This is a genomic window from Brachybacterium sp. Marseille-Q7125 (genome assembly GCF_023062615.1).
In the GTDB taxonomy this organism is placed as follows: Bacteria; Actinomycetota; Actinomycetes; order Actinomycetales; family Dermabacteraceae; genus Brachybacterium.
This window is the reverse complement of sequence record NZ_JALLAL010000068.1, coordinates 1-11,136: the sequence shown is the minus strand read 5'-3', so window position 1 is coordinate 11,136 and position 11,136 is coordinate 1. Positions and strand designations below refer to the sequence as shown.

General features: G+C 69.4%; 6 protein-coding genes and 1 CRISPR repeat array. All 6 genes read left to right on the top strand.

Annotated features, from left to right (window positions below):
* The first annotated feature begins 756 nt into the window (after positions 1-756).
* From cas7u to cas2, 6 genes are read left to right on the top strand one after another with little or no spacing between them, the layout of a single operon-like run.
* Positions 757-1,995, top strand: coding sequence for a type I-U CRISPR-associated RAMP protein Csb1/Cas7u (cas7u, locus tag MU407_RS12755; RefSeq protein ID WP_246958051.1), 1,239 nt, complete (start codon positions 757-759; stop codon positions 1,993-1,995).
* A 2-nt stretch (positions 1,996-1,997) separates the two neighbouring features.
* Positions 1,998-3,572 (top strand): type I-U CRISPR-associated protein Csb2, encoded by a 1,575-nt coding sequence (csb2, locus tag MU407_RS12750; RefSeq protein WP_246958049.1) that lies wholly within the window; start codon positions 1,998-2,000, stop codon positions 3,570-3,572.
* Positions 3,569-6,367 carry a type I-U CRISPR-associated helicase/endonuclease Cas3 gene (gene cas3u / locus MU407_RS12745; RefSeq protein ID WP_246958047.1) on the top strand — a complete coding sequence of 933 codons (2,799 nt, stop codon included), beginning with the start codon at positions 3,569-3,571 and terminating at the stop codon, positions 6,365-6,367. The genes csb2 and cas3u overlap by 4 nt, the downstream gene beginning before the upstream one ends.
* Positions 6,364-7,398, top strand: a complete 1,035-nt coding sequence (locus tag MU407_RS12740) for a hypothetical protein (RefSeq protein WP_246958045.1) — start codon at positions 6,364-6,366, stop codon at positions 7,396-7,398. The genes cas3u and MU407_RS12740 overlap by 4 nt, the downstream gene beginning before the upstream one ends.
* The gene (cas1, locus tag MU407_RS12735) at positions 7,395-9,020 is read left to right on the top strand and encodes a CRISPR-associated endonuclease Cas1 (protein ID WP_246958043.1); all 1,626 of its coding nucleotides are present in this window, start codon (positions 7,395-7,397) and stop codon (positions 9,018-9,020) included. The genes MU407_RS12740 and cas1 overlap by 4 nt, the downstream gene beginning before the upstream one ends.
* The gene (cas2, locus tag MU407_RS12730; RefSeq protein ID WP_102235704.1) at positions 9,017-9,316 is read left to right on the top strand and encodes a CRISPR-associated endonuclease Cas2; all 300 of its coding nucleotides are present in this window, start codon (positions 9,017-9,019) and stop codon (positions 9,314-9,316) included. The genes cas1 and cas2 overlap by 4 nt, the downstream gene beginning before the upstream one ends.
* Before the next feature lie 177 nt (positions 9,317-9,493).
* Positions 9,494-11,034: a CRISPR direct-repeat array (repeat unit 36 nt; unit sequence GTCTCGGCCCCTTCTCGGGGCCGACTTCGTAGAGGC).
* Between the last annotated feature and the right edge of the window lie 102 nt (positions 11,035-11,136).

Sequence of the window (11,136 nt, the reverse complement as noted above, 5' to 3'; positions counted from 1 at the left end):
TGTTGTTGTTGTGTTTCCGTCCCGTGCACCGCCGTGGTCTCCACAGGGGGTTTCGTCGGCAGCGTCAGATGTGTATAAGAGCCTGGCGCTCGGTCGAGAAGTCGGCCGCTTTCGTCGAGGCATGTTCGGAGTCTCTTACTGGGACTGGCATTTCTCAGCTCAGGGCTCGCGCCCTCTTCGTAGATCGGCCCCGTGTTGGCGCGACTCAACGTCTCGCCCTCACGGGGCCGATTTCATCCCTCCCTGCGAAGGTCGGAACGGGCTGCACGTCGCGCGGGGCGTAGGCGGTGGAATCCCCTCCTGAGGGATCCGACATGCCTGGGGGCCGGGATGCTGGAACGAAGACGCGGCGAGGTCGCCCGGATTTCCCAGTCGTCCTGCCGGGCCCGAGAAAGACCAGCCGAGCCTGAGCATTCGGCCCCGGCGCTGACGCCCTGCTCTGCCACGTCAACGAGGAATGCGCCAAGGCCAGGGCCCACCTGGACTCATTGCGAGCTCTGAGCCGAGAAATGTCAGTCCCTGATAGGAGACTTCGACCATGCCTCGACGTCACCGGTCGGTCCAGCGGCCGGGGGTGGGGGCGGCGCCCTGGGCTGCGCGGGACGCAGAGGGTGTCGGGCAAGGCATGAGGATGTCAGCCCGACGGAGTACTGACGCCACTCCTAACATGTATGGCACGCTTGGCTCAGCGGGCCGCAGCGCCCGTGTACATCCCCCATGCGGCCACCGGCCGCAACCTCTCACAAGGAGCTCGTCATGACTCAGACCGATAGCCTCACCCTCCAGCACCTGCTCGATGCTTGCGCGGCAGGCGGAGCCAGCGTGCTCACCTCCGTGTGCACGCTCGCCCCTGCGGGCGGAGAAGAAGGGTTGGTAGCCCCTGCGAAGTACACGAAGGGGCGCGGCAACAGCGCTGAGCCCACCTACAACTACCTCCGCGTTACGGAGAACGGGGAAGCCGTCCACGCTGTGGTGATCGCTAGCAAGGCAGCTCAGGGGCGGGGACGGGGAGCTGCGCTGTCCCTCGCCACGGTGGACGATTCGCACCCGGCCCATCGGGTCGCGAAGCGCATCCCCCACGTCGTACTGCATCACGGAGATCAGACCCTGACCGATCTCGACCTTCCGCACCGCTGGGTGGATGGCCATATCCGAGCAGGATCCCACAACGGGGAGCCCGTGACGAAGGATCAGAAGTACCGCGACGCGCGCAACGCCACCCCCGGAAACGCCCGCGCGATCCTTGAACTCGCCCCGACCTCGCTCGTGGACGGGGTGTGGGACGCGAGCCGCAAGTCCCACCAGGTGCGCCTGCGATCAGCGATGACCGGCTCGATCATCGGCATCCTCGCCGATCAGGGGCCTACCGCGCAGGAGCCCCCGCTGCGCGGCGGGGCGCGCGTGGACCCCATCGCGGCAAGCATCAAGGTCGATGCCGCCACCGTCACGCGCATCGCCGACCAGCAGAAGGACGAGCTGAGCAAGAAGACGTACGAGCGCATCGTGAAAGACGCCAAGGCCAAGGCCGCCGCGGGGAAGAACGTGGGTGCCGCCCTGGGCCTGGGGTCGATCCCGCCGTCGCTGGAGAGCCTGGGCGGGGTGGCCTGCCGTCGGATCATCCGCCGCACCGTGCTGAGCTTCGCCGCGCTGCGTCAGCTCCGCTTCGGCGGCGCCCCGGAGCAGGACGCGGCGATCCGCGCCGCCCTCGCCTCTGTGGCCCTGCTGTCGATGGCGCTGGCCGATGAGGATCTGTACATCCGCGCGGACTGCGACCTCGTGGAGACCGAGGCTCCCACCGTGATCCTGGACGGCCGTTACGGCCGCACGGTGCAGCTCTCTCCCATCACCTCCGAAGCGGCCATTGCGCTGGCCACTGAGGCGATCGATCACGCCACGCAGGTGGGGGGCCTGGACTGGCAGGGGCAGACCTTCGACGTCCAGGCCGATCCTGCCCTGGTGGCCGGAGCGGTCCAGGACGATGAGGAGCAGGACTGACCATGGCACTGCTGCTGACAGCCCGGTGGCCTGGCCACCAGTACTCGGGGCATGGCCCCGACGGCACCGCGGAGGTCATGCCCAGCTTCGCCCGGGTGTTCTCCGCCCTGGTGCACGCCGCGGCCACCGGGGCGGAATCCGCCACCACGCCGGGGGAGGGGCACCCCGACTTCCCGAACCTCCGGCCGGGCAGCGTCGATGCTCTGCGATGGCTGGAGGAGAACCCTCCCGTGGGAATGCATGTTCCCCGGTTCCCGGACCTGATCCCGGCGGAACGATTCCGCGGGAACATCGCCTATCGGAAAGAAGGGGTGTTCCTCAAAGAAGGGAAGTCCACCACCTACAAGGTGACCGCGCGGAAGCATGGGGAGTCGTCCTGGATCTCCTCCGCGCTGGGCTGGATCTGGGAAGACTCCGCACCCCCACAGATCCAGGCCCATCTGGATGCGCTCTGCGCGGATGTGAGCCACCTGGGAGAAGGGGACAGCCCGGCGGTGCTCGAAGTGTTCGAGACCGCCTCCAGCCCCTCTCCGCCCCCGCTCACCCACCATCTGCGCCGGGCGAGCTACTTCGACCCCGCTGGGCAGCACACCCGGGTGCCCGTGCCGGGTCGACTCTCCGCCCTCGAACAGCAGTTCCGCGAAGCTCGGCCAGGCAAACCACCTACGGCGGCCGCGGACAAGCACACGGTCTCCACCCTTCCCGGCTCCGAACAGCCCACCGCCGACGGCCTCACCTCCCTGCGCCTGATCCCGGTTGACGCCCCTGAAGCGCAGGTCCCGTGGCCCCTCGCCGTCCTGCTGCCGGTGCAGAACGGTCCCACGGTGCCCCCGGAGAGCCGGGTGGATGTAGCCGTCAACCTGCACCGAGCCCTGATCGCCGCCGTGGGGCAGGACTGCCCGCCCAGCATCACCGGGCGCTACCCCGAGGGGGTGCAGCAGCCGGCGAACCGCGTGGCCCTGCACTGGATACCCGCCGGTGCCCCGGTATCCGCTGGCCAGGCCGGTGCGGCCCACCTGGTGGTGCTGGTCCCGGCAGAGATGGCAGAGGTGGAGCACGCGCAGCTGTTCGATGGCCTCTCCCGGATCCAGAGTTTGCGCACCCGCATCGGCCGCTTCGACCTGGGGCCGATGGAACTCGCCGACGGCGCATCCTTCTGGGCTCCGCCTGCCCCGGAACGGCACCGGGAATGGCGCACAGACCCCGCCGCGGTGCCGGAGCGGTGGTCACGGGGCACCGACCAGTTCGAGCTGTTCGCGCAGTCCGCGCAGTTCTCCTTCACCACGATGATGCGGGACCACCTGCGCGGCGGAATCGCCGCACCGGAACGCAGCGCGTGGCTCCAGCAGCACCGGGTCACCGTGCTGGAGGCCGAGCCGGTGCTCACGCTGGACCCCACCCGTTTCGTGCATCGCACCAACCGCCGGATGGCCGTCATGCCGTACACGGCTCGGCTGGACCTCGGCACCGCCCTCCCGGCCACGGCCGTTTGTGCCATCGGCCAGTCCCGCCACCTGGGCGGAGGGCTTCTGATCCCGATCGACCGTCCCCGCCCGCATGTGGAGGAAGCACCATGAGCACGCTCTCCCGGGAGGACTTTCCCTCCTTCTTCGCCGCCGTCAACCACGGCTCCCCGCCGTACGCGTGGCAGCGCGATCTGGTGGACCGCATCGCGGAAACCGGCTGGCCTGCACAGATCACCGCTCCCACCGGGGCGGGAAAGAGCGCGGTCATCGAAGCCCATGTGTTCAGTGTCGCGCTGGCGCGTGCGGAGGGCCGGTCGATCCCGCGTCGCCTCGCCCTGTGCGTATCCCGGCGCGCGATCGTGGACGCCCACGCCCGACGTGCCGTGGAGGTGAGCACGCTGCTGGAGACGTCCGAACACCCCGCCGTGCAGGCCGTGGCGTCGCAGCTGGCTCTGCCCGGGACGCGTCCGCTCGGAGTGTCCGTTGTGCGCGGCGGGGAGGTGGTGGACACCGAGTGGCTGGATGACCCGGTGGGCTGTCACATCCTCTGCACCACCCCGGACATGATGGGCAGCAGGCTCCTCTTCCAGGGGTACCGTTCCACACGCTGGTCCCGTGCCCGCGCGGCGGGTCTGCTCGCCTATGACACGGTGGTCGCAGTCGATGAGGCGCACCTGAACCGCCAGCTCACCGCGACCGTGCGGCGGGTCGGCGAGCTGGCCAGCGCGTCCCCGCTCGCCGATTTCCTGCCATCCCTGCAGGCGGTGGAAGTCACCGCCACCCCGGCGACCACGGCCGGGGACGCCCTCACTGTGGGCTCGGCACCGGAAGACCCCGCGCTGCAGCAGCGGCTCGATGCCACCAAACCCCTGCACCTGCAGTCTCTGGCAGCGTGGCCGCCCTCCGGCAACGCAGCCGCGCGGCGGCGGGCCCTGCGCCCCGTCGCGGAGCTCGCCGCGCAGATGCGCGAGGAGGTGCAGGGCACGGTGGGCGTCATCCTGAACTCGGTGGCCGACGCGCTCGCGATGACCGCTTTGCTCTCCGATTCGGGGCTGCGAACCGCCACTCTGGTGGGTCCCCTGCGGCCGGTGGATCGCGCCCGGCTGGAGGCGGAATATCCCGGACTGCTTAGCCCGGAGGGTTCTGCGCAGGTGGATGTCCTCGTGGCCACGCAGACGGTCGAAGTGGGCGTGGACCTGGACCTGCACGGCCTGATCACGGACCTCGCCCCGGGATCCACCCTGGTGCAGCGGATCGGGCGGGTGAACCGTCGGGGTTTCTACGAGGCGGCGCCCGTGGTGGTGCTGTGCCCCGAGGAACCACCGGCCAAGGGCTGGGACTCCGTGCGCTCAGGGCCGTACGTCGGCACGGATCTGGAGGAGGCGCTGAACTGGCTGGAGGAGCGCGGCGAGGGTTTCGTGATGTCTCCCGCGCATCTGATGGCGGATCCCGCTCCCGTGCCCAGTCCTCGGCGGATGCTGTTCTCCCGGCTGGAACCGGCCGAGGCTGAGGTCCTCGCGAGCACCAGCGAGAGCCTGGTCGTCGAACCGGACCTGGCGCTCTGGCTCGCTGACGAACTCAGCGACGACGTGGCCGACGTGACCGTGGTGGGCCGGAACCTGCCCGTGGATGCGCCGCTCGCCATGGACATGGTGGCCGCGCTTCCCCCGCACTCCCACGAGATGTATCCGGTCTCTCCCGGCCGATGCCGGATGCTCCTCCGCCACCTGGCCGAGGCCCCTGCCCAGCTCTGGCGGGGAGGGGAGCAGCAGCGTGCGGTGACCGCAGCGGACGTGCTGGAGCAGTTGCGGCCCGGCGATGTGGTGGTCCTCGATGCACAGACCCGCGCGGCCCGGGCCGGAGCGCTCGTGGTGGACGACCCGGAGGCGGATCCGATCGGTGACGTGCTCTGCGATCCGCTGGGCTACCCGCAGGCAGTGGCGCCAGTGGTGCTGCTGCACTCCGAGGCGTCCGGCGGTGCCGACACCCACGCGGACCAGCCAGCGGTGGACGAGCTGCTGGACGTGGTGGGTCGAACGCTCGATGCCCACTCCGGGAGCGAGCCCGCGGACCTGGAGGATCCTGGCAGCCCCCTGAGCCTCGCCGTCACGGAGAGCCTGCTGGGGCGCGGACCCGCCGCTGCGCTGTGGGAGCAGGCCATGACCACGCCGCGGGCTGGATCCGAAGAGGACCCCGGCAACTGGACGCCCACCTGGGCGGTCTCCCCGGCCCGAACCGAGTCGGGAGCGGCGGCGTGGGCGGCGCTCACCTGGGTGGCCGGGGACACACTCAATGCCGAATCGCGCCAGGAACTGTCTGGGCGGGACGTGGAACTCGAGGCGCATCAGCGGGACGTGGCGGAGCGGGCCAGAGAGTTCGCCACCCGCGTGGGCCTGCCCGAACCTCTGCAGGAGGTGCTGCACGCCGCGGGCCTCCACCACGACGACGGCAAGCAGGCGGCAGAGTTCCAGGGTGTGCTGCGGAATCGACGGGTGAGCACCGAGGAGGCGCAGTCCGCGCCGTACCGGATGCTCGCGAAGAGCCGACGCGCGGCCTCCCGGTCTCGCGCCCGGAGGGCCCTGCAGACCCTCCCCCCGGGGTGGCGCCACGAACAGCTCTCGGCCCTGATCGCCTGGGATGAGGTGGACGGCCCGGAACCGGATCTGGTGCGCAGGCTCATCGGCACCTCGCATGGGCGCGGGCGTTCCGCGTTCCCCCACGGTTCCGCGGACCTGGTGCGAGAGGACTTCGCCCACTTGGAGGAGCGGGCCGCGGAACTGTTCGACTCCGGCACCTGGGATGAGCTGATCGAGTCCACGCACGCCCGATGGGGTGTGTGGGGCTGCGCCTACCTCGAAGCGGTGCTTCGCGCCGCAGATACTTCCATCTCCAAGGAGGGACGATGAACACCACCACCCAGCCATTGCGGCTGGCCGGGGACATTGACGTGCTGCTCAGCCACATGGTGCTGTGGGGCCTGGCGGCGATCTGCGAGGACACCGGAGAGCGGGTCGTACGGGCCGGATGGTCCGATGACGCCGACCCGCGGCCGCAGCTGCGCATGAGCGGTGACGGCACGGACCGAGTGGGGGAGATCGTGCGGGAGCACGCTGCCCGGCACGCCGCAGAGGGATCGTGGCTGCACCAGAAGATCTCCGTGGCCGCGAACGGCTCCGGTGAGGTGGCCCTCGGTGCGCCGCGCACGGCCCCACCAGCCAATGAGGAGGTGTGGGGCCGCGTTGATGCCGCACACCGGGCGATGCTCGATGCGCTGCCCACCCGGCTCGATCAGCGGATGCAGCCTGGCCTGGGCTACCGGTCCTGGTGGGCCACGGGCCCGACAGGAAAGATCCGGGCCGATAAGGGGTGCAATGACTGGGAGATGCGCACCCGCAACCGCGGCTCCGATGTGGTGACGCACCGCCTCCTCCCGCTGGCGCAAGAAGTCTCCTCCTGGGAACCATCCCGGATCATGGGCGGGCTGCTGGGCGAGACGGTCGATGACAGGGTGGGGAAGAACGTTGCGGATTCCCGCTCCGGAACCGGGTTCGCACTGCCGGGGCCCGTAGACAACGCCAGGGCGTGGTGTGCGCTGTGGGGGTTGACCCTGGTCCCGGTGCTTCCCCAGGCAATCACCGGTGGCCGCAGTCCCGCCACGCTGTCTCGGGGGGACGTTCCAGGTGCTGCCCGCCGCCACCTGGTGATGTTCGCCTCCCCTCGGCTGCTCAGCGTGGCGCGGGCCCGCACTGTTCTGCGCAGCAGCCACCTGCCGAAAGCTGCGGTGCCGGAGGCGGAGGATGCCGCGGGGCGGGCGGAGGCCATCGCCTGGTGCCGCGCGCAGGGGATCGAGGTGGTGCTGAGGTTTCCGGTGAACATCACGGGCAGTAAGACCTTCCCGGAGCGGCAGGCCCTGCGCGGAAAGGCTGTGCCGTTATGAGCACCGCGGTCACAGCTGGTGAGGTGCCGGTCGATTCGGTGCCGATCTCCCTGGTAGCCCACCATGCCTTCTGCCCGCGACGCGCCTGGTTGGAGGCGAGCGGGGAGAAGCTCCCGGTGGACTCCTTCGCGATGACCTCAGAAACGGTGGCGCACACCAGGGCGGACGACCCTCAGGCGAGCACTGCGGCCACGGTGCGCGCGATGGACGTGGTCAGCAGCCGGCACGGCTTCCACGGGCGCATCGATGTTGCCGAGGTACTCGAGGATTCCTCGATGCGGCTCATCGAGTACAAGGCGACTCCGGTGCGCAGACACCCGGAGACCACGGAGCCGATGCGCCGCCAGCTCGCCTTGCAGAAGCTCGCGCTGGAGGAGATGGGGCACCGGGTGGTGGAGTGCGCGGTGCATTTCACCACCCACCACCGCCGTGTCCCCGTGGAGATCGACGAGGGGACGACCACGGCCGCTCTGGCGGACGTGGAGGCGACTCGTGCGGTGGCGGAAGGGAGCACCGCCCCGCCTCCGCTGGAGGATGATCCTCGCTGTGCCTCCTGCTCCCATGTGAGCCTGTGCCTGCCGGATGAACGCACTATGGCGGAGACGCCGCGGCGAATCTCGGTGCCGAACCCGGACAGCCAAGTGCTGCACCTGGCCACCTACGGGTCGCTGGCCACGGTGAAATCGGGCCGCGTAGTGGTCAAGCACCGTGGCGAGGTGACGGCCACGGTCCCGCTGGAGCGGGTGCAAGCAGTGGTGGTGCACGGCAACGTGGATCTCAGCGGCGGTCTCACCCGCGAGCTGATGTGGCGGAGACTGCCCATCCTGTGGTGCTCCAGCGGAGGGCGCCTGGTGGGCTGGGCGTCGAGCGCGGACCGGCCCAACGGGCCCGCCCGCGTGGAGCAGCATGTGGCCTCGAAGCGGGGTGATCTGCACCTGGCGCGGGCGTTCATCGGCGCGAAAGTGGGCAACCAGGCCACTTTGCTGCGGCGGCACGGCGATTCCGCGTCGGCCGTCGCGGCCTTGCGGCAGCTGGCGTCCGCAGCCGGTGAGGCCCAATCGGTGACGGAGCTGTTTGGCGTGGAGGGAACGGCCGCCCGCCTGTACTTCACGGAGTTCCCTACCATGCTGGCGCCCAGTGCCAGGGCATTCGGGGCCGAGTTCCCCGGCCGCGTGGGCCGGGGAGCAACGGATCCGCTGAACGTGCTGTTGAACTACACGTATGCGCTGCTCACCGGCGAGTGCGTGCGGGCGCTGCTGGCCTGCGGCCTGGATCCTCATGCAGGGTTCTTGCACAGTTCCGGGCGGAACAAGCCAGCGCTGGCACTGGACCTGATGGAGGAGTTCCGGGCACCGGTGGCGGATTCGGTGGTGCTGGGCGCCGTGAACAACGGCGAGATCAAACGCTCCGGGTTCGCTGATCTCGCTGGTGCGGTGCGGATCGGGGATGCCGCGCGGAAGGCGCTGATCGCCGCGTACGAGAGGCGGCTCACCACGGAGTTCACGCATCCCGTCTTCGGCTATCGGGTGACGTGGCGGCGCGCCATAGAGGTGCAGGCCAGGATGATCCTGGGGCTGCTTGATGGCACGCAGGAGAAGTACGTGGGAGTGCGGGTGCGATGAGGGCCGATGCGCACCGGTATCTGATCGCCTATGACGTTCCGGATGATCGGCGCCGCACCCGGGTGGCGCGCGCCCTGGAAGAGTTCGGAGACCGCGTCCAGTATTCCGTGTTCGTGGTCGACGGATCGCCGGGCAAGATGGTGAGACTCCGTGCCACCCTGAAGGGCGTGTTGAATGCTGAGACTGACTCGATCCTCATCTGCGATGTGGGCAGAGTTTCAGCGCTCACAGACGAAACGTTCTCGTTCCTGGGCAGGGAACGAGACATCACCGATCACACCGCCATCATCGTGTGAGTGCGAACCCTCTGTCGATCTGGCCTCACGCCTGGAGGGTTCGCGGACCAGCTGTGCAGGTCAGCGCTCAACTTGCTGTTTGATAACCGCATAGTGGAAACTGTCGTGCAGTTGCCCCCCGCAGCCCTCGCGCCGCACCGCGAACATGCAGGTAGGGATGGCCGTGGTGAGGCAGCTGTCTCGGCCCCTTCTCGGGGCCGACTTCGTAGAGGCGAGGGCACCCAGGTGAGGCGTCGCTGGCCGCGCTTTGTCTCGGCCCCTTCTCGGGGCCGACTTCGTAGAGGCAGAGGCCCGCGCATGGCGATACGCCGCCCGCCTCCGTCTCGGCCCCTTCTCGGGGCCGACTTCGTAGAGGCAGGTGCCGGGGATCGCGTTCGCGCTCGGCGGCATGGCGGTCTCGGCCCCTTCTCGGGGCCGACTTCGTAGAGGCCGAGAGGACCCCACCCGATGACAACCCCGAACACCAGTCTCGGCCCCTTCTCGGGGCCGACTTCGTAGAGGCACCCGCGAGCGGATGCACGCCTGCCTGTCTGCCGCGTCTCGGCCCCTTCTCGGGGCCGACTTCGTAGAGGCGCTTCATACCGGCCAGGTTCGTGGCCTTTACGGCGGTCTCGGCCCCTTCTCGGGGCCGACTTCGTAGAGGCGAGAGGCAACTCATCGCCGCCGGGATCACCCCGGGTCTCGGCCCCTTCTCGGGGCCGACTTCGTAGAGGCACGGAGGCGGCCTCGAAGGCAACGCCCGCCGAGGTGAGTCTCGGCCCCTTCTCGGGGCCGACTTCGTAGAGGCGCCGAAGATGAGGACGGCGGGCTCACATGGGTCAGCGGTCTCGGCCCCTTCTCGGGGCCGACTTCGTAGAGGCGAGGGCGCGCTCACATGGGACGAATACCAGGCCGAGTCTCGGCCCCTTCTCGGGACCGACTTCGTAGAGGCGGGCAGTGGCGCTGGACCGGCTCCGCCTGGAGTGCGGTCTCGGCCCCTTCTCGGGGCCGACTTCGTAGAGGCGAAGGCCGCGACGGGGCGCGCTTGTGCGCGCCCCTCGGTCTCGGCCCCTTCTCGGGGCCGACTTCGTAGAGGCTTCCTGATCGTCGCGGACATCGTCCAGTGGGCTCGGTCTCGGCCCCTTCTCGGGGCCGACTTCGTAGAGGCGACCGGGCGACCGTGGATGCATACCGGTAGGCGCTGGTCTCGGCCCCTTCTCGGGGCCGACTTCGTAGAGGCGTGGACAACACGGGCCAGGAGCCGACCGGGATCAAGGTCTCGGCCCCTTCTCGGGGCCGACTTCGTAGAGGCGCCAGATCATCCGCGACACCGCGGAAGGCGAGGTCTCGGCCCCTTCTCGGGGCCGACTTCGTAGAGGCCGAACTCGGCCCGCCACGCCCAATCCTCAACACCAGTGGTCTCGGCCCCTTCTCGGGGCCGACTTCGTAGAGGCATTTTCCGCTGCCCGGAGGTGTCATGCCGTGGCCGGTCTCGGCCCCTTCTCGGGGCCGACTTCGTAGAGGCCCAGACCCCAGACGATGAGCCCCAGTTCTCGTTCCTGTCTCGGCCCCTTCTCGGGGCCGACTTCGTAGAGGCGGCGGCCCCCTCGTTGTGCTCATCTCTTGACCTCCTTGTCTCGGCCCCTTCTCGGGGCCGACTTCGTAGAGGCAACAAGCGCGTCCGCCGCTGGAAGGAACCCGAAGTCTCGGCCCCGGCGATGTCAAGGCGTCGAAGCAACATGGGGCTCGCCGGCGAGTAGTCGGGCGAATGCCTCGGTGGGCGTGAGATAGCCCAGTCGGCGGCGGGGTCGATTGTTGATCTCCTCGGCGATACTGGTGAG